Consider the following 17,258-nt stretch of genomic DNA (forward strand, 5'->3'; position numbering starts at 1 on the left):
ATCGCGCGATCTCGACGGGGAGGAGCGGGCCTTCAGGTCGCGCAGGAGATGCAGGTGCGCGCGGCGGGGCGGGCGGCCAGCCGCTCGGCCGCGATCGGCCGGCCGCAGGTCTCGCAGACGCCGTAGCCGCCCTCGGCCCGGCGGGCCAGCGCGGCGTCGACGTCGGCCAACCGGCGGTGCGCCGCGGCCAGCAGCGCGGCGACCTGCTGCCGCTCGAAGGCGATCGTCGCGCCCTCGGGGTCGTGCTCGTCGTCGGCGTTGGACTGCCTCGACGCGTCGACGACCTGATCGAACTCGCGCGTGAGCGCGGCGATCTGGGCGAGCACGGCGGCCCGCTCGGCCTCCAGGGCGTCCTCAGCGCTCACGGCGCAGCAGCCGCAGCGAGCCGGTGCCCGGCAGCTCGGTGAACGCCCCGGACGCCAGCACCCGCCGGTAGACGCCGTAGGGCGCCTGCCCGCCGTCGGCCGGGTCGGGGAAGACGTCGTGGATGGCCAGCGTGCCACCGACGGCCAGCTTGGTCACCCAGGCGTCCTGGTCGCGGCGGGCGGACTCCTCGGTGTGGCTGCCGTCGAGGAACAGCAGCGCCAGCGGGGTCGTCCACAGCGGGGCGAGTGCCTCCGAGCGCGCGACGACGGCGATCACGACGTCCTCGGCGCCGGCGTCGGCGATGGTGCGACGCAGGCGCGGCAGCGTGTCGATCAGCCCGACGGCCGGGTCGACCAGCGAGGGGTCGTGGTACTCCCAGCCGGGCTGGTGCTCCTCGGACCCGCGGTGGTGGTCGACGGTGACGACCTGCCGGCCGGTCTCGCGCGCCGCCGCGGCCAGGTACAGCGCCGACCTGCCCATCCAGCTGCCCACCTCCAGCAGCGGCCCGGGGACGGCGACCGAGCGGGCCGCCTCGTACAGCGCCGTCCCCTCCTCGTCGGGCATGAAGCCGGGGGCGGCGCGGGCGGCGGCGAGCAGTTGAAGGACCCCGTCCCGTTCGGCCCCCTGCAGGGGCCCGCCGCGAGCGTGCGAGCGGTGGGGGGCAGGGGGTCCTTCCTGGGGCCGATCCTCGCTCACCGGGCGAACCGGGCCCGCAGGGCGGTCATCCGCTGCTCGGTGGCCGCGCCGGCCGCGGTGCCGGCGGCCTTGGCGAAGAACGCGCCGGCCGCCGTCGTCACCGGGACGGCGAGCACCAGCGCGATCGAGCCGACCAGCGTGCGGATCACCTCCTCCGCCAGGTTGGACGTGGTCAGCACGACGTCCCACGGCTGGGCGTAGACCTCGAAGAGCATCAGCAGCGGCAGCGAGGCGCCGGCGTAGGCGAAGACGATCGTGTAGACCGTCGAGGCGATGTGGTCGCGGCCGACGACCATCCCGCGGCGGTAGAGCTCCCGCCAGGTCATCCCCGGGTCCACCTCGTGCAGCTGCCAGATCGCCGAGGCCTGGGTGATCGTCACGTCGTTGAGCACGCCGAGCCCCGCGACGACGACGCCGGCGAGCACCAGGCCGGAGAAGTCCAGCGCCGGGTCGAAGGTCTGCAGCTGCGTGGTCTCCTCGCTGGTCAGACCGGTCAGCCGCGCCGTGGCCACCGACACCGCGCCGAGGACGGCGACCAGCGCCAGACCGAAGAGGGTGCCCACCAGCGCCGTCGTCGTCCGCGCGGAGAAGCCGTGCGCCAGGTAGAGGACGACGAACATGATGGCCGCCGAGCCGACCAGGCTGATCAGCGTCGGCGAGGAGTCGCCGAGCAGGCCGGGCAGCAGGAACTGCAGCATCACGAAGAAGGCGAACGCCAGCCCGAACAGCGCCGCCAGTCCGCGCAGCCGGGCCACGGCCACGGTCACGACGGCGAACAGGACGGTCAGCGCGATCATCGGGAAGTCGCGGTCGTAGTCGTAGAACCCGTACCCGGCACCGCCCTCCGCGGCGGCGTCCCGGGTGAGCACCAGGACGTCGCCCTCGGAGATGCCCGCGGCGTAGATCTCGGCCGGCAGCGTCAGTTGCTGGAACTCCCCCGCGCCGTCCCCGTCGAGCACCTCCACGACGACGGTGGCGCAGGTCAGCTGCTGCGCGACCTGGCCCTCGCCGCCGGGCACCGAGCAGTCGAACGGCTCGACAGCGGACACCCGTCCCTCGGGGTAGGTGGTGCCCGGCGGGAGGAACAGCTCGGCCGCCTGCTCGGCACGGGTCGGCTCGTCGCCGGGCCAGAGCACCACCAGCCCGACGATCGTGGCCAGGCCCACCGGCACGAGCAGCAGGAGCATGAGCCAGACCGCGCGCCGTCGCCGGGTGAGGACCTCCGGGGTCGGCGGCGGCGCGTCCGGGTCGGGACCGTGGCTGTGGGGGTGGCTCGGCGGCACCTGGCCAGGCTAGGAGTTCTCCCGCGGCGCGCCCGTCGCGACACCGGTGCTCAGCCGGGACCGCCCTCCCGATCGACGCGGTCGTCCTCCACCGCCTGGTGCTCCTCGACCGGGAAGCGCAGCCACAGGCCGGACAGCTGCAGCGGCCGGATCAACGCCACCGGCGGCGCCACCAGCACGACGTCCACACCCCGCGGCCGGCCGAGCTTCTGGAGCTGCACCAGCACGGCCATGCCGGCGGAGTTCAGGTAGGTGGCCGCGCGGAGGTCCAGGCGCACCCGCCGCAGGTCCGGTCGACCGAGCATGAGGTCGGTCATCGTCCGGACCAGGGGCCGCCGGGCCCCCTCGGTCAGCTCGCCGCCCAGGGTCAGCGTCGCCACGTCGCCGTCCAGGTCGGTGGTCACCTCCGGTTCCGCGTCGCCGTTCCGCTGCCGCTCCGGTTCCCCCTGTGCCGGGGAGGCGCTGGTGTCGTCCACGGTCGTCTCCTGCCCCGGGGGACCGCAGATCACGCGTGGGCAGCCGCGTCCCGCCCGGCCGGCCGTCGGTGGTCCTGGCGGAGGTCCCCGGCCGACGACCGGCCGCGCCGACCGCCCCCGCGGACGCGGGAACAACTTTTTCGATGCATGTTTACTCCAGTGCGCGCACGAGGTAATCTCTAGCTGCCACTAGAGGTTCACCTCGGGCAGCGACCACACCAGCACGCGCGACACAGGAGGTTGACACAGCCATGGCCATGCTGACCGCCTACGACCCGTTCGCCGCCACGAACGCCGCCTTCCGGGCGCTCGACCAGCTGGCCGGCCGGTCCGGCGGGCTGACCGCCCGTCCGCTGTCGGGCATGCCGATGGACGCCTACCGCGTCGGCGACAACTTCGTCGCCCACTTCGACCTGCCCGGCGTCGACCCCGGCTCCATCGACCTGCAGGTCGAGGGCACCACGCTCACCGTCACCGCGGAGCGCTCGGTGCCGCAGATCGAGAACGCCGAGTGGGCGATCGCCGAGCGGCCCTACGGCAGCTACACCCGGCAGCTCGTCCTCGGCCGGAGCCTGGACACCGACCGGCTCGAGGCGCACTACCACGACGGCGTGCTGACCGTGAGCATCCCGGTCGCCGAGAAGGCACGGGCCCGCAAGATCACGGTCACCCGGGCCGACACGCCGACCGCCGTCGAGGGGCGCACCATCGAGGGCGAGTCGTCCGAGCACAGGTCCGTCGAGAGCTGATCGGCGGCAACTCCCCGAGGGCCGGGTCCATGCGGACCCGGCCCTCGCGCCATCCGTGACCCGGAGGACCGCCATGACCGCATCCGGCTCCCGGGACGGCGACCCGGCGGGAGGGCGGGTCGAGCGCATGGACGACCCGGACTTCCCCGTCCTGACCATGAGCCAGGCCGCCGCGCTGCTCGGCGTGCAAGCGGCCTTCCTGCGCAGCCTCGACACCGCCGGCGTCCTCCAGCCGCACCGTTCCCCCGGCGGGCACCGCCGCTACTCCCGCCACCAGCTCACCCTGGCCGCCCGGCTGCGCGGCCTGCTGGACGAGGGCCACACGCTGGCATCGGCCGAGGTGATCCTCGGCCTGCAGGACGAACTGGCCGACGCCCGGGCCGACAGCGAGCGACTGCAGGCCACGGTGGACCGGCTGCGGGACCTGGGCGCCCGCGAGTGACGGACGCCGCACCCCACTGCATGCCCTAGGGGGGTATGGTTCTTCTCGAGCGCCCACCGCGACGCGTCGGGAGGACACCCGTTGGAGAGCACCGGAACCGGCCAGCACGGCTACATCAACCGCAAGGACGACTACCTCAAGCGGCTGCGCCGCATCGAGGGGCAGGCCCGCGGGCTGCAGCGGATGGTCGAGGACGAGCAGTACTGCATCGACATCCTCACCCAGGTCTCGGCCATGACGAAGGCGCTGCAGTCGGTCGCCCTCGGCCTGGTCGAGGAGCACCTGTCGCACTGCGTCGTCCAGGCGGCGCAGGCCGGCGGTCGCGAGGCCGACGAGAAGGTCCGCGAGGCATCCGAGGCGATCGCCCGCCTCGTCCGGTCCTGACCCACCCACCCCGAGAGGAACCCGATCGTGAGCACCGCGAGCTACACCGTCGTCGGCATGACCTGCGGCCACTGCGTCGACGCCGTGGCCGAGGAGGTCAGCGCCGTCCCGGGCGTCACCGCCGTCGACGTCGACCTGGCCAGCGGCGGCCTGACCGTCACCAGCACCGAGCCCGTCGAGGACGGCGCCGTCCGCGCCGCGGTCGAGGAGGCCGGCTACTCGGTCGCCGCCGGCTGAGCCGGCGTACAGGAGAGGACCCGTCATGCAGACGCCGGCCCGGCTCGCCGTGGTCGCCGGAGGCCTGGGTGCCGTCTTCGCCGCCGCGGTCGGCGTCGGCGCGGCGGTCGGACCGATCGGCGCCCCCGAGGCACACCCGCCCGCAGCCGCGCCGGCGAGCGCGCACGAGGCCCCGGCGGGCACCGGGTACGTCCTCGACGTCCTCGAGGAGCGGCCCGCCGCGGGGACGGCGGCGGTGGAGTTCCGCGTCCTGGGCCCCGACGGCGCCCCGGTGACGGAGTACACCGAGGACCACGGCGAGGACCTGCACTTGGTCGCCGTCCGCAGCGACCTGACCGGATACCAGCACGTGCACCCCGACCGCGGGGACGACGGCACGTGGCGGGCGCCGCTGACCCTCACCCCGGGCAGCTGGCGGCTGGTCGCCGACACGACCCCGGCGGCCTCCGGGACGGACCTCGCACTGACCGGCGACCTGCAGGTGGCCGGCAGCTTCGACCCCCAGCCGCTGCCCGGGCCGTCCGCGGTCGCCGAGGTCGACGGCTACACCGTCGTGCTGACCGGCGACCTGACCCCCGGCGCGGAGTCGGAGTTGACCTTCGGCGTCAGCCGGGACGGCGTCCAGGTGACCGATCTGCAGCCGTACCTGGGCGCGTACGGGCACCTGGTCGCGCTGCGCGACGGCGACCTGGAGTACCTGCACGTGCACCCCGTCGTGGACGACGCCGTCGCCCCCGCCCCCGGGCCGCACGTGGAGTTCGCCGCGACCGCGCCGTCCACCGGCACGTACCGGCTGTTCCTCGACTTCCGGCACGGCGACGCCGTGCACACCGCCGCGTTCACCGTCCCCACTCACGGGAGCGCGGCACCCGACGAGCCGGCCGGCCACGGGCACGGCGGCTGAGGAGGCCCACGATGAGCACCCCGGACGTCCGGACCGGCGAGGTCGAGCTGGTGATCGGCGGCATGACCTGCGCGTCCTGCGCCGCCCGCGTCGAGAAGAAGCTCAACCGGATGGACGGCGTGACCGCCACGGTCAACTACGCCACCGAGAAGGCGCGGGTCAGCTTCGCCGGGGACGTGACGCCCGACGACCTGATCGCCACCGTCGAGAAGACCGGGTACTCCGCCGCGCTACCGGAGCCACCCGCGCCGGACGCCGAGCCGGTGGACGACGACCCGACGCGCCCCTTGAGGCAGCGGTTGGTGGTGTCCACCCTGCTCACCGTGCCCGTGGTCGCGATGGCGATGGTCCCGTCGCTGCAGTTCCAGTACTGGCAGTGGCTCTCGCTGACCCTGGCCGCCCCGGTCGTCGTGTGGGGCGGGCTGCCCTTCCACCGCGCCGCGTGGACCAACCTGCGGCACGGCGCGGCCACCATGGACACCCTGGTCTCGCTCGGCACCGGCGCGGCGTTCCTCTGGTCGCTGTACGCGCTGTTCCTGGGGGCGGCCGGCGAGCCGGGCATGACGCACCCGTTCGAGCTCACCATCGCCCGCACCGACGGCAGCGCCAACATCTACCTCGAGGCCGCGGCGGGCGTGACCACGTTCCTGCTGGCCGGGCGGTACGTCGAGGCCCGCTCCAAGCGGCGGGCCGGGGCGGCGCTCCGGGCGCTGCTGGAGCTCGGCGCCAAGGAGGTCACGGTGCTGCGCGGCGGCACCGAGACCCGGGTGCCGGTCGACCGGCTCGCGGTCGGCGAGGAGTTCGTCGTCCGGCCCGGGGAGAAGATCGCCGCGGACGGCGTGGTGACCGAGGGCGCGTCGGCCGTCGACGCCTCCATGCTCACCGGCGAGTCCGTGCCGGTGGAGGTCGGCCCCGGCGACGCGGTCGTCGGCGCCACCGTCAACGCCGGCGGCCGGCTGGTCGTGCGGGCCACGCGGGTGGGCGCGGAGACGCAGCTGGCGCAGATGGCGCGGCTGGTCGAGGAGGCGCAGAACGGCAAGGCCGAGGTGCAGCGCCTGGCCGACCGGGTCTCCGGCGTCTTCGTGCCGGTCGTGCTCGCGCTCGCCGTCGCGACGCTCGGCTTCTGGATCGGCGCGTCGGCCGGCCTGCCCGCGGCGTTCACCGCGGCGGTCGCGGTGCTGATCATCGCCTGCCCGTGCGCGCTGGGGCTGGCCACGCCGACCGCGCTCATGGTCGGCACCGGCCGGGGCGCCCAGCTCGGCATCCTCATCAAGGGCCCCGAGGTGCTGGAGTCCACCCGCGCCGTCGACACCGTGGTGCTGGACAAGACCGGCACGGTCACCACCGGCCGCATGACCCTGCAGGACGTCGTCCCCGTGACCGGGGAGGACGCCGACCACCTGCTCGCCCTGGCCGGCGCGCTGGAGCACGGCTCCGAGCACCCGATCGCCCGGGCCGTCGCCGAGGCGGCCGCCGAGCGCACCGGCCCGCTGCGGCCGGTCGCGGGCTTCGCCAACGAGGCCGGCCTGGGTGTGCGCGGCGTCGTCGACGGGACGGCGGTGCTCGTCGGCCGGGCCGGGCTGCTGGCGCGCGAGGGCGTGCCGGTGCCGGCCGAGCTCGAGCGCGCGCAGGCCGCCGCCGAGGCGGACGGCCGGACCGCCGTGCTCGTCGCCGCGGACGGCGTCGCCCGCGGGGTGCTCGCCGTCGCCGACGCGGTCAAGGAGACCTCGGCCGAGGCGGTCCGCCAGCTGCGCGACCTCGGCCTGCACCCGGTGCTGCTCACCGGCGACAACGCCACCGTGGCCCGCGCGGTCGCCGCCGAGGTCGGCATCGACGAGGTGGTCGCCGAGGTGCTGCCGCAGGACAAGGTCGAGGCCGTCCGACGGCTGCAGGCCGAGGGCCGGGTCGTCGCGATGGTCGGCGACGGGGTCAACGACGCCGCGGCACTGGCGCAGGCCGACCTGGGGCTCGCGATGGGCACCGGCACCGACGTGGCGATCCAGGCCTCCGACCTCACCCTGGTGCGCGGCGACCTGCGGGCCGCGGCCGACGCCATCCGGCTGGCCCGCCGGACCCTCGCCGTCATCAAGGGCAACCTGTTCTGGGCCTTCGCCTACAACGTCGCGGCCATCCCGCTGGCCATGGCCGGGCTGCTCAACCCGATGATCGCCGGCGCCGCGATGGCGTTCAGCTCGGTGTTCGTGGTGACCAACAGCCTGCGGCTGCGCCGGTTCGCGCCGCTGCCGGGCAACGGCGGCGCGACCACCGCCGTCCCCTCGGGCCGCCGCGCCGCCGTCCCGGCCGCCTGACCGGATCCCCCCTCCCCCGCGGGGGTCGGGTTCTGCCCACACTGGTGGGCAGAACCCGACCCCTCGACCCGACCACCTCGGAGGAGCGGAGGCACGCGTGATCGTGGACGACCGGCGCCGCCGGCTCACCCGACTGCTCAGCGGTGCCGGAGCCGCTGCGGGGCTCACCCTGCTCGCCGCGCCGGGGCGGGTCGTCGACGCCCTGTGCCCCGAGCTGCCCGGGTCCCGGCGCTGGGCGGTGCCGCTGCTGGGCGCCCGGCTGGTCGTCCAGCACGCCACCGTCCTGGCCGTGCCGACGCCGCGTGTGGTCCGCGGCGGCTCGGTGGTGGACCTGCTGCACGCGGCGAGCATGGTGCCGCTGGCGCGCTCGGCGCCACACCGGAGGGCGGCGGTCATCAGCGGAGCGGTCGCGGCGGGGTACGCGCTCCTGGCGCCGGCCGTCGCGCCACGGCCGGAGCGCCGGCAGGTGTCAGGACGCCGGTAGCACGAGGAGGCCCGGGCCGCCCGATCGCGCTCACCGCGCCACGGCCCTGACGAACCGGCGGAGCTCCTCGACCAGCAGGTCGGGGACCTCCATCGCCGCGAAGTGACCGCCGCGGTCGAACTCGGTCCACGAGACCAGGTCGACCGCCTCCTCCACCGCCGCCCGCGGCGGCCGGAAGAGGTCGTGCGGGAGCACCGCCACCCCGGTCGGCACCTCCCGCGACCACCCCGGCGCCGGCGTGTGCGCGCGCTCCCAGTACAGCTGCGCCGACGAGGGGCCGGTGCGGGTGAACCAGTACACGGCGACGTTGGTCAGCAGCTGGTCGTCGTCGACCTCGCTCGCCGGGTCGGTCCACTCGGCGAACCGCTCGGCGATCCAGGCCAGCAGCCCGGCCGGCGAGTCGGTGAGCGCGGGGGCCAGCGCCAGCGGCCGGGTGCCCTGCAGCTTGGCGTAGCCGGACAGCTCTCGGGCGTAGTGCGCCACCTTCTCCGCCGCGGCCGGGTCGCCGTCCGCAGCCGGCCCGGGCGTCATCGTCACGTGCAGCCCGGCGACGTGCGCTGCGTCGGCCGCGGCGAGGTCGCGCCCGACGTGCGAGCCCCAGTCGCCGCCGTGGACGACGTAGCGGTCGTATCCGAGCCGGGCGACCAGCTCGGCGACCGCGCGGGCCATCCGCGCCGGCGTCCACCCGCCGTCGGGCGTCGGCCCGGAGAAGCCGTACCCGGGCAGCGAGGGGACGACGAGATGGACGGCGTCGTCCGGGTCGCCGCCGTGCGCCCCGGGGTCGCTGAGCGGCCCGAGCACGCGGAGGAACTCGACCACCGAGCCGGGCCAGCCGTGCAGCAGGACCAGCGGGACGGCGTCCGGCTCCGGGGACCGCACGTGCAGGGCGTGCAGGCGGGTGCCGTCGACCGTCGTCGTGACCTGGGGCCAGGCGTTGAGCGCCGCCTCCTGCGTTCGCCAGTCCCAGGCCGACGCCCACCGCTCGGCGAGGGCACTGACCCGCTCGACCGGGATGCCGCGGTTCCCGGCGAGGTCCTGCCCGACCGGCCAGCGGGTGCGCCGCAACCGCTCGGCGAGGTCGTCGAGCTCCGCCTGGGGGATGTCGACGCGGAACGGGGTCACGTCGGTCCCGGCCACGTCCGCCAGCCTGCTCCAGCGCCGCCGCCCCGGCGACCCGCACGCCGCACGCCGCACGCCGCACGCCGCACGCCGTTGATCATGGGATTGCTGCGGGCGACACGCGCCGACACGCCGTCGGGGACCGCACCAACCCCATGATCAATTCCGAGCGGGAGACGTCGGGCGCTCTGGCGTCGAGGTGACCGATCTGGAACGCGGGGAGCAGCAGCGCGGTCGGGACCAGCAGCAGCAGGCCGGCCGACCCCGCCGACCCGCTTCCCGTCCCCGCGCCGGTGCGCGACCTCACCACCGACGGCCTGGTCGCCGGCTGGCCCGGCGGCCCGGACGTGCTCCCCGGCCTGACCACGCACGTCGACGCGGACGGCGGCTGGCTGGTCGTGCGCGGGCCCTCGGGCTCCGGCAAGTCGACGTTCCTGGCGGTGCTGCTCGCGGCGCTGCGGCCGCGGGCGGGCGGGTACGCGCTGGGCGGCGTCCCGACGCTGCGGCTGACCGGGGAGGGCGTCCGTTCCCGGATCGCGTGGCTGCCGCAGGAGGCGCACGTGTTCGCCTCGAGCATCCGCGCCAACCTGGCCCTGGCCGCGCCGCGGGGCGAGCTGGCCGGACGGGACGGCGAGGCCCGGATGCGCGCGGCGCCGGCGGCCGCCGGCCTGGGCGGGCTGCTCGCCGGGCTGCCCGAGGGCCTCGACACCCCGGTCGGCGCGGGCGGCACCGCGCTGTCCGGCGGGGAGCGGCGCCGGCTGGCCGCGGCCCGGGCGTTGCTGGCCGACCGGGACGTCGTGCTGCTCGACGAGCCGACCGCGCACCTGGACCCGCCCACCGCTGCGGCGCTGCTGCACGACCTGCGCGCCGCGCTCGCCGGGCGGGTCGTGGTCTGCGTGACCCACGACGACACCGTCGAGCAGCGCGGCGACACCGTCGTCCGGCTGGGGACGCCGGTGCCCGCGCTCGCGAGCTGAGCTGCTCAGGCCGCGCCGCGCGCCCGGACCGGACCGCCCGGCCGGACCCGCCGCACCTCGAAGCCGGGGAACTGGGGCAGCGCCGGGTCGACGACGACCGGCACCCCGGCCGGCTCCCCGAGGACGCCGTGCTCGGCCAGCGCTGCCCGCGCGGCCGGGTCCAGCTCGGCGAGCAGGCGGTCGTGGAGTTCCGGCCGGACCCGGATCTCGCGGGGCGGTGCCGTGCCAGGCGCCCACGCGGCGGCGAGGACGTCCCCGGCGAAGTCGGGCCGGGTCCAGTGCGGCAAGTGTGCGACAGGAGCCGGTTGCCGTACCGGGGAGCGGTCGGCGACCGGCGCCCTTCTCGTGATGGCCTGGGACATGGTGGCCTCCTGGCGATCCCCCGCGTTCTGCTACAACGCGGGGAGGACGACGTCCATGCCACACCGGAGGACTGACAGTTCCGGCTGATACGGGTCCGAGGTCCTCCCGCTCGTCGGCACCGTCGGGCAGCCTGCCGGCATGGACGCACCCTTCACCGGTTCGGTGTTCCTCGGCATGAGCGTCGACGGGTTCATCGCCCGGTCCGACGGCGACCTCGCGTGGCTCACCGGCGGGGACGAGGCCGGCGGCGCGCCGGACGACGGCGAGGGCGGCGACTTCGGCTTCGCCGAGTTCGTCGCCGGTATCGACGCGCTGGTCATGGGCCGCGGCACCTACGAGGTGATCGCGCCGATGGACCAGTGGCCGTACGAGGGCAAGCCGGTGCACGTGATCAGCACGACGCTGGAGCCCGATCCCCGGATCACCCTGCACCGCTCCTCCGACGAGGCCGTCGCCGCGCTGACCGCGGCCGGGTACCGCCGCGTCTACGTCGACGGGGGCCGGACGGTGCACGACTTCCTCGCCGCCGGGCTGATCGGCGACCTGACGCTCTCCCGGGTGCCGGTGCTCATCGGGGAGGGGCACACGCCGTTCGGGCCGTTGCCGGCCGACGTGCTGCTCGAGCACGTCCGCACGCGGACCTTCCCCGGCGGGATGGTGCAGACGACCTACCGGGTGCGCCGGGACGCCTGATGCGACGGCCCAGGCCGTCGCCGGACCAGGAGCTGCCCCGGTCGCAGGCGTCGCGCGGGCACCGGCTCGCCCGGGTGCTGCGCCGCCGCTGACCGTCAGCCCTCCGGCGCGGCGGGCAGGACGACGACGCCGTCCCGGTCGGCGCACAGCCACTCCCCCTCGCGGAACACCACACCCGCGAAGACGACCGGCCGGCCGGCCTGTCCGGAGTGCATCCCGCGCTCGCTCCTGCGCGGGTGCGCCGCCAGCGCGCGGACCCCGATCGGCTGCTCGGCCAGCTCGTCGGCGTCCCGGATGCAGCCGTACACGACGATCCCCGCCCAGCCGTTGGTCGCCGCGGAGACGGCCAGGTTCCCGCCGACCAGCCCGCAGCGCCTCGATCCGCCGCCGTCGACGACGAGCACCCGGCCCTCCCCGGGCCCCTCGACCGCCTGCTTGACCAGGGTGTTGTCCTCGAACACCTTGAGCGTGGTGATCGGCCCGCAGAATGCGGCGCGGCCGCCGAAGGCCTGGAACACCGGCTCGCACACCTGCGCCTCCGGGTGGGCGTCGCAGAGGTCGGTGGTGGCGGGCACCCGCGGTTCGCTCATGCCGCGGAGGCTAGGGCCTGACGAGGCGGGGAGGCAGCGCGAGGACTGCTCACCACGCCCTTCCGCCCCCGGTCGCCGCGGACTCGACGACGGCGTCGGTGAACTCGCGGGTCGATGCCGTGCCGCCCAGGTCGCGGGTGCTCACGCCGGCGCGCACGGCCGACCGGACGCCGTCCTCGACCCGGGCGGCGGCGTCGGCGAGGCGGCGGTTGCCGTGCCGGGTGCCGAGCCAGTCGAGCAGCATGCCCGCGGACAGGATCATCGCGATCGGGTTGGCCAGCCCCTTCCCGGCGATGTCGGGCGCGGACCCGTGCGCGGCCTGCGCCATGGCCCGCTCGTCCGAGGCGTTGACCGACGGCGCGATACCGAGCGAGCCGGCCAGTTCGCCGGCCATGTCCGAGAGGATGTCGCCGAACATGTTCTCCGCGACCACGACGTCGAAGGCGGACGCACGGCGCAGCAGGTGCACCGTCATCGCGTCGATGTGGAAGTCGTCGACCGCCACGTCGGGGTAGTGCTCGGCCACCTCGAGGCAGACCCGCTTGAACAGGCCCGAGCTCAGCTGCAGCACGTTCGCCTTGTGCACGATCGTGAGCTTCCGGCGTCGGCGCCGGGCCAGCTCGAACGCGGCCCGCGCGATGCGCTCGACCGCACGGCGGGTGAAGACGCCCATCGCCACCGCGACATCCGGCGACGGCATGAACTCCCCGGTGCCGGCGAAGGTGTTGCGGTCGGCGTAGAAGCCCTCGGTGTTCTCCCGCACGATGACGAGGTCGGTCTCGGGGGCGATCGCGCGCCCGCCCTCGAAGGCGCGGGCCGGGCGGATGTTCGCGTAGAGGTCGAAGTGCTTGCGCAGCGTGCCGCTCGGGTTCAGCTGCGACCGGAACGGCTCCGGGTACGCGACGCTGTCGTGCGGGCCGAGCAGCCAGCCGTCCGTCCCGGTGAGCGCCGCCAGGGTGGCGGACGGGATCGCGCTGCCGTGCTCCTCGATGGCCGCGGCGCCCAGCGGCAGCTCCTGCCACTCGACCGGATCGGCGCCGGCGGCGGCCAGCGCCGCGTCGACGACCCGCACCGACGCCGGGACGATCTCGGGACCGATGCCGTCGCCGAGCAGGACGCCGAGGCGATAGTGGGTCTTCCTCATGGTGGTCACTCCGATGCGGGGGCCGTCGCGGCGGGCTCGTCGAGCACCCACCACGTGCGGACGTTGACGAACTCACGGATGCCGGCGGCGGCCAGCTCGCGGCCGTAGCCGCTGGCGCCGGTGCCGCCGAACGGCATGCGGACGTCGGAGGCGACGACCGCGTTGACGAACGCCGCGCCGGACCGGATCCGGCGGGCGACGGAGACCCCGCGCTCGGGGTCGGCGGTCCAGACGCTGGCACCGAGCCCGAACCCGGTGTCGTTCGCGACCCGCACGGCCTCGTCGTCGCCGTCCACCGCGACGACCGCGGCGACCGGGCCGAAGACCTCCTCGTCGTAGGCCGGTGTCCCGGGCCGGACGCCGGCCAGGACCGTGGGCGCGTAGAAGGTGCCCGGCCCCTCGAGCCGGGAGCCGCCGGTGAGCAGCCGGGCACCGGCCGCGACGGATGCCTCGACCTGGCGGTGCACGCCCTCGAGCAGGTCCTCCCGCGCCATCGGGCCGACGTCGGTGCCCGGCGCCTCCGGGTCGCCCACGGTGAGGCGCTCCACCTCGGCGACCAGGAGGCGGGTGAACTCTTCGGCGACCGAGGCGTCGACGACCAGTCGCTTCGGCGAGATGCAGCTCTGCCCGGCGTTCAGCAGGCGCCCCCGGGCGGCCAGGGCGGCGACCCGCGGCAGGTCGGCGTCGGCCAGGACCACGAAGGGGTCCGAGCCGCCCAGTTCCAGGACCGACTTCTTGATCGCGTCGCCCGCGGCCGCGCCCACCGCCCGGCCGGCCCGCTCGCTCCCGGTGATGGTGACCGCGCTGATGCGCGGGTCGCCGATCAGCCGCGACGTCACCGCCGGCACGTCGGGCTCGGCGACGACCAGCGCGGTGAACAACCCCTCGGGAGCACCGGCCGTCGCGAGCACCCGCTGCACCGCGAGCGCGCAGCCGGTCGTGTTGGGCGAGTGCTTGAGCAGCGCGGCGTTGCCCGCCATGAGCGCCGGTGCGGCGAAGCGGAGCACCTGCCAGAGCGGGAAGTTCCACGGCATGACCGCCAGCACCACACCGACCGGCTCGTAGCCGATCCAGCTGCGGTCGGCGGCGGTGTCGACCGGCTCGTCGGCGAGGAACGTCGCAGCGTGCTCGGCGTAGTAGTCGCAGGCCGTGGCGCACTTCTCGACCTCCGCGCGCGCTTCGGCCAGCGGCTTGCCCATCTCCCGGGTGACCAGGAGGGCGAGGCCGTCGGCCTCGGCGCGCAGGACCTCGCCGGCCCGACGGAGCACGGCCGCCCGGTCGGGGACGGGCCACGCCGTCCAGCAGGCCTGTGCGAGCGAAGCTCGGTCCAGCGCGGTGTCGACGTCGGCGTCGGAGAAGGCGGGGTACTCGGCCAGCCGCTCTCCCGTCGCCGGGTTGACCGTGACGACGGCGCTCATGCCCGGCTCGCGCTGTCGCCCTGGCGCGCGGGTCCAGCGCCACGGTCGCTGTCGGACAGGTGCTCGAAGGTCTCACCCGTGGCGGTGATGGTACGGGTGACGTCGCGTCCGCCGTAGACCCAGTAGATGGTCATGGTGCCCTCGCCGCGGTTGCGGAAGCAGTGCGGGACGCCGGCCGGGACCCAGGTGGCCTGCCCCGGGACCAGGTCGACCTCGTCGTCGCCGACGACCGCGGTGGCCTCCCCCTCGAAGACCAGCACCGACTCCTCGACGTTGTGCGAGTGCAGCGGGATCCCGGTGCCGGGCGAGAAGACGGTCATCCCGGTGGTGACCCGGTTGCCCTCGCAGTTCCACTTGCCGACGAACGGGATGGTGACGACACCGTTGCCGCGGTCGAAGCGCTCGATCTCCTCCGGGCGCAGGACCATCGACGGCGGGACGGGTTGGGTGCTCATGCGGACTCCTCGGCGGTGTGGGTGACCAGCAGCCGGCCGGGCGTGTTGACCTGGCCGACGAGGACCTCCTCGGCGATCGCTCGCCAGGCGGCGAAGTGCGGGGACGCCTTGTGCGCGGCGAAGGCCGCCGCGTCGGCGTAGAGCTCGTAGAGGACGAAGCGGTGCGCGTCGGCGTCGACCGAGCAGACGTCGAACCGCAGGCACCCCGGTTCGTCCCGCACCGATGCCTCGGCGTTGGCGGCCATGCCGGCGAGGAACTCCTCGCGCCGGTCGGGCCGCACCTCCATCTGGACCACCAGGCTGAACACTCTCAACCTCCTGCGTTGTGTGTGCAAGACTGTATACAGGTCAGCACACAACACGTCCGGGAGGCAAGCGTGACGGAGGAACGGATCGAGCCGGAGTCCCTCAGGGCCTTCGGCACCGGGGTCCTGACGGCGCTCGGTGTGCCCGGCGAGGACGCGGCGCTGGTCGCCGACTCCCTCGTCCAGGCCGACCTGTGGGGCCACCAGTCGCACGGTCTGCTGCGGCTGCCCTGGTACGCCGCCCGCCTCCGCTCCGGGGCGATGCGCGCGGTCCCCGACCCGGCGGTGCTCTCCGACACCGGCCCGCTGGTGCTGCTCGACGGCCGGGACGGCATCGGCCAGGTGCTCACCGAACGGGCCCGGCGGCTGGCCGTGGAGCGGGCCCGCGCCCACGGCGTCGGCGTCGTCGGCGTCCGGAACTCCAACCACTTCGGCACGGCGATGTGGTTCACCCGCCGGGCCGCGCAGGACGGGTGCGTCGCCGTCCTCACCACCAACGCGAGTCCGGCGATGGCGCCATGGGGTGGACGGGAGAAGCGGCTGGGCACCAACCCCTGGTCGATCGCGGCGCCCGGTCCCGATGGGAGAGTGGTCGCCGTCGACATCGCCAACACGGCAGTGGCCCGGGGCAAGATCTACCTGTCCAAGAACCGGGGCGAGCCCATCCCGGCGACCTGGGCCCTGACCGCGGACGGCGCGCCGACGACCGACCCCGCGGAAGGAGTGCTCGGCGTGATCCTGCCGATGGCCGGCCACAAGGGATACGCGATCACGTTCCTGATGGACGTCCTCTCCGGGGCCCTGACGGGCAGCGCCGTCGGCACAGGGGTCGGCGGCCCGTACGAGGCCGATCGACGCAGCGGCTGCGGCCATCTCTTCCTCGCGCTGGATCCTGAGGCCTTCGGCGACCGCGCCGGATACGAGGACCGCGTGCGGCGACTCGTCGACGAGGTGAAGACCGTCCCGCTGGCCCAGGGCTTCGACGAGGTCTTCTACCCCGGGGAGGTCGAGGACCGAGCCGAGGCGGCGAACCTCGCCGCCGGAGGCGTCGTCCTCGCCGAGCAGTCGCTGACCGACCTCCGTGCACTCGGAGCAGAGGCCGGCGTGCCGTTCCCCGCAGCGGGGTCCCGGTGACCGCCGCCGCGTCCGACGACGCAGGCCCCACCACCGACCTCAGCAAGGCCGACCAGGTCCACCGGCAGCTGCGGACCGAGATCGAGCTCGGTGAGCTGGCACCGGGGACGCCGCTGTCGGAGCTCTCGCTGGTCGGGCGCACCGGCGCCTCGCGGACGCCGGTGCGCGAGGCGCTGCGCCGGCTGGCCGCCGAGGGGCTGGTCGACCTGGTCCCCCGGCAGGGCGCCCGCGTCTCCCGGGTGTCGGCCCGCAGCGTCCGCGACCTGTTCGAGTTCCGCTCGCTGCTGGAGCCGGCCGCCGTCCGGCAGGCGACCGAGGCCGCGGCCACCGACCCCGCGCTGCACCGGGCCTTCGCCGAGTTGCGCGAGGCGATCGCCGGCGTCCTGGAGCGCGACCCGTCGACGGCGCGGTCGCGGTCGTTCTACGAGCTGGCCGACCGCTTCGACTGGGCGGTCATCGGGGCGACCCGCAACGATCACCTGCGCCGCACCATCGCCGAGCTGCGGCCGCACACCGCGCGGCTGCGCAACCTCTCGCACCTGGACCCGCAGCGGGTCCAGGTGTCCGTCGGCGAGCACCTCGCGGTCTGCGACGCCCTGCTCGCCGGGGACGCCGACGGTGCGGCGACCGCCCTCGTCGGGCACCTGGCGCGGAGCCTGGAGACGATCTTCCGCAACCTGGCTCACGGCCCCGGCGAGGGCGTCGACCTGCTGGGGTGAGAGCGGACCCG

The 17,258-nt window shown here is 75.2% G+C and carries 22 protein-coding genes; 11 read left to right on the plus strand and 11 right to left on the minus strand.

Annotation, left to right across the window (positions count from 1 at the left end; translation table 11 throughout):
• Positions 1-32: 32 nt before the first annotated feature.
• The 4 genes from BUB17_RS17555 to BUB17_RS17570 are packed head-to-tail and all read right to left on the minus strand — an operon-like array spanning position 33 to position 2,821.
• The gene (locus tag BUB17_RS17555; protein ID WP_072919976.1) at positions 33-365 is read right to left on the minus strand and encodes a TraR/DksA family transcriptional regulator; all 333 of its coding nucleotides are present in this window, start codon (positions 363-365) and stop codon (positions 33-35) included.
• Entirely contained in the window at positions 355-1,062 is a 708-nt protein-coding gene (locus BUB17_RS17560) for a class I SAM-dependent methyltransferase (RefSeq protein ID WP_208983455.1), read from the minus strand. Before BUB17_RS17560 ends, BUB17_RS17555 begins: the two co-directional genes overlap by 11 nt.
• A complete protein-coding gene (locus BUB17_RS17565; protein ID WP_072919977.1) occupies positions 1,059-2,345 on the minus strand; it encodes a YibE/F family protein in 1,287 nt (428 codons plus the stop codon). The genes BUB17_RS17560 and BUB17_RS17565 overlap by 4 nt, the downstream gene beginning before the upstream one ends.
• A gap of 50 nt (positions 2,346-2,395) precedes the next feature.
• Positions 2,396-2,821 (minus strand): STAS domain-containing protein, encoded by a 426-nt coding sequence (locus BUB17_RS17570; protein ID WP_072919978.1) that lies wholly within the window; start codon positions 2,819-2,821, stop codon positions 2,396-2,398.
• Between the two features lie 251 nt (positions 2,822-3,072).
• On the opposite strand from BUB17_RS17570, the gene BUB17_RS17575 reads away from it, so the two are divergent.
• The 7 genes from BUB17_RS17575 to BUB17_RS17605 all read left to right on the plus strand — a co-directional run bounded on the left by BUB17_RS17575 (position 3,073) and on the right by BUB17_RS17605 (position 8,330).
• A complete protein-coding gene (locus tag BUB17_RS17575) occupies positions 3,073-3,570 on the plus strand; it encodes an Hsp20/alpha crystallin family protein (protein WP_141243074.1) in 498 nt (165 codons plus the stop codon).
• A 73-nt stretch (positions 3,571-3,643) separates the two neighbouring features.
• A complete protein-coding gene (locus BUB17_RS17580) occupies positions 3,644-4,012 on the plus strand; it encodes a helix-turn-helix domain-containing protein (protein ID WP_072919979.1) in 369 nt (122 codons plus the stop codon).
• Between the two features lie 81 nt (positions 4,013-4,093).
• Positions 4,094-4,396 (plus strand): metal-sensitive transcriptional regulator, encoded by a 303-nt coding sequence (locus BUB17_RS17585; RefSeq protein ID WP_072919980.1) that lies wholly within the window; start codon positions 4,094-4,096, stop codon positions 4,394-4,396.
• A 27-nt stretch (positions 4,397-4,423) separates the two neighbouring features.
• The gene (locus BUB17_RS17590; protein ID WP_072919981.1) at positions 4,424-4,633 is read left to right on the plus strand and encodes a heavy-metal-associated domain-containing protein; all 210 of its coding nucleotides are present in this window, start codon (positions 4,424-4,426) and stop codon (positions 4,631-4,633) included.
• Positions 4,634-4,658: 25 nt separating this feature from the next.
• Positions 4,659-5,537: a hypothetical protein gene (locus BUB17_RS17595; RefSeq protein WP_072919982.1), complete on the plus strand. Its 879-nt coding sequence runs from the start codon at positions 4,659-4,661 to the stop codon at positions 5,535-5,537.
• Between the two features lie 11 nt (positions 5,538-5,548).
• Positions 5,549-7,846 (plus strand): heavy metal translocating P-type ATPase, encoded by a 2,298-nt coding sequence (locus tag BUB17_RS17600; protein ID WP_072919983.1) that lies wholly within the window; start codon positions 5,549-5,551, stop codon positions 7,844-7,846.
• A 97-nt stretch (positions 7,847-7,943) separates the two neighbouring features.
• On the plus strand, positions 7,944-8,330 hold the full coding sequence (locus BUB17_RS17605; protein WP_072919984.1) for a hypothetical protein: 387 nt from the start codon (positions 7,944-7,946) through the stop codon (positions 8,328-8,330).
• 30 nt (positions 8,331-8,360) lie between these two features.
• Here BUB17_RS17605 and BUB17_RS17610 read toward each other — a convergent pair whose 3' ends face one another.
• Positions 8,361-9,467, minus strand: coding sequence for an epoxide hydrolase family protein (locus BUB17_RS17610; RefSeq protein WP_083606403.1), 1,107 nt, complete (start codon positions 9,465-9,467; stop codon positions 8,361-8,363).
• A 275-nt stretch (positions 9,468-9,742) separates the two neighbouring features.
• Between BUB17_RS17610 and BUB17_RS17620 the strand changes: the two genes are divergently transcribed.
• Complete coding sequence (locus BUB17_RS17620; protein WP_244277325.1) at positions 9,743-10,426, plus strand: ATP-binding cassette domain-containing protein; 684 nt, start codon at positions 9,743-9,745, stop codon at positions 10,424-10,426.
• Between the two features lie 5 nt (positions 10,427-10,431).
• Here BUB17_RS17620 and BUB17_RS17625 read toward each other — a convergent pair whose 3' ends face one another.
• A complete protein-coding gene (locus BUB17_RS17625) occupies positions 10,432-10,788 on the minus strand; it encodes a hypothetical protein (RefSeq protein ID WP_141243075.1) in 357 nt (118 codons plus the stop codon).
• 139 nt (positions 10,789-10,927) lie between these two features.
• Here BUB17_RS17625 and BUB17_RS17630 point away from each other — a divergent pair, with 139 nt between their 5' ends.
• Positions 10,928-11,482: a dihydrofolate reductase family protein gene (locus BUB17_RS17630; RefSeq protein WP_072919987.1), complete on the plus strand. Its 555-nt coding sequence runs from the start codon at positions 10,928-10,930 to the stop codon at positions 11,480-11,482.
• Positions 11,483-11,577: 95 nt separating this feature from the next.
• On the opposite strand, the gene rraA is transcribed toward BUB17_RS17630, so the two are convergent.
• Genes rraA through BUB17_RS17655 form a run of 5 tightly spaced genes read right to left on the minus strand, consistent with a single transcriptional unit; the run spans position 11,578 to position 15,397 of the window.
• Positions 11,578-12,072, minus strand: a complete 495-nt coding sequence (rraA, locus tag BUB17_RS17635) for a ribonuclease E activity regulator RraA (protein WP_072919988.1) — start codon at positions 12,070-12,072, stop codon at positions 11,578-11,580.
• Positions 12,073-12,121: 49 nt separating this feature from the next.
• Entirely contained in the window at positions 12,122-13,216 is a 1,095-nt protein-coding gene (locus BUB17_RS17640; protein WP_072920023.1) for an isocitrate/isopropylmalate dehydrogenase family protein, read from the minus strand.
• 5 nt (positions 13,217-13,221) lie between these two features.
• Positions 13,222-14,634 carry an NAD-dependent succinate-semialdehyde dehydrogenase gene (locus BUB17_RS17645; protein ID WP_072919989.1) on the minus strand — a complete coding sequence of 471 codons (1,413 nt, stop codon included), beginning with the start codon at positions 14,632-14,634 and terminating at the stop codon, positions 13,222-13,224.
• Entirely contained in the window at positions 14,631-15,089 is a 459-nt protein-coding gene (locus BUB17_RS17650) for a cupin domain-containing protein (protein WP_072919990.1), read from the minus strand. Before BUB17_RS17650 ends, BUB17_RS17645 begins: the two co-directional genes overlap by 4 nt.
• Positions 15,086-15,397, minus strand: a complete 312-nt coding sequence (locus tag BUB17_RS17655) for a putative quinol monooxygenase (RefSeq protein WP_072919991.1) — start codon at positions 15,395-15,397, stop codon at positions 15,086-15,088. The genes BUB17_RS17650 and BUB17_RS17655 overlap by 4 nt, the downstream gene beginning before the upstream one ends.
• A gap of 69 nt (positions 15,398-15,466) precedes the next feature.
• Here BUB17_RS17655 and BUB17_RS17660 point away from each other — a divergent pair, with 69 nt between their 5' ends.
• A complete protein-coding gene (locus BUB17_RS17660) occupies positions 15,467-16,528 on the plus strand; it encodes an Ldh family oxidoreductase (protein ID WP_072919992.1) in 1,062 nt (353 codons plus the stop codon).
• Entirely contained in the window at positions 16,525-17,247 is a 723-nt protein-coding gene (locus BUB17_RS17665; RefSeq protein WP_072919993.1) for a GntR family transcriptional regulator, read from the plus strand. Before BUB17_RS17660 ends, BUB17_RS17665 begins: the two co-directional genes overlap by 4 nt.
• The last annotated feature ends 11 nt before the right edge of the window (positions 17,248-17,258 follow it).

Source organism: Geodermatophilus obscurus (assembly GCF_900143215.1).
Lineage (GTDB): Bacteria > Actinomycetota > Actinomycetes > Mycobacteriales > Geodermatophilaceae > Geodermatophilus > Geodermatophilus obscurus_A.

Coding starts and splice junctions, on each gene's coding strand:
- BUB17_RS17575 (WP_141243074.1), top strand. CDS start 3,073: ATGGCCATGCTGACCGCCTACGACCCGTTCGCCGCCACGAACGCCGCC.
- BUB17_RS17580 (WP_072919979.1), top strand. CDS start 3,644: ATGACCGCATCCGGCTCCCGGGACGGCGACCCGGCGGGAGGGCGGGTC.
- BUB17_RS17595 (WP_072919982.1), top strand. CDS start 4,659: ATGCAGACGCCGGCCCGGCTCGCCGTGGTCGCCGGAGGCCTGGGTGCC.
- BUB17_RS17600 (WP_072919983.1), top strand. CDS start 5,549: ATGAGCACCCCGGACGTCCGGACCGGCGAGGTCGAGCTGGTGATCGGC.
- BUB17_RS17625 (WP_141243075.1), bottom strand. CDS start 10,788: ATGTCCCAGGCCATCACGAGAAGGGCGCCGGTCGCCGACCGCTCCCCG.
- BUB17_RS17630 (WP_072919987.1), top strand. CDS start 10,928: ATGGACGCACCCTTCACCGGTTCGGTGTTCCTCGGCATGAGCGTCGAC.
- rraA (WP_072919988.1), bottom strand. CDS start 12,072: ATGAGCGAACCGCGGGTGCCCGCCACCACCGACCTCTGCGACGCCCAC.
- BUB17_RS17640 (WP_072920023.1), bottom strand. CDS start 13,216: ATGAGGAAGACCCACTATCGCCTCGGCGTCCTGCTCGGCGACGGCATC.
- BUB17_RS17645 (WP_072919989.1), bottom strand. CDS start 14,634: ATGAGCGCCGTCGTCACGGTCAACCCGGCGACGGGAGAGCGGCTGGCC.
- BUB17_RS17650 (WP_072919990.1), bottom strand. CDS start 15,089: ATGAGCACCCAACCCGTCCCGCCGTCGATGGTCCTGCGCCCGGAGGAG.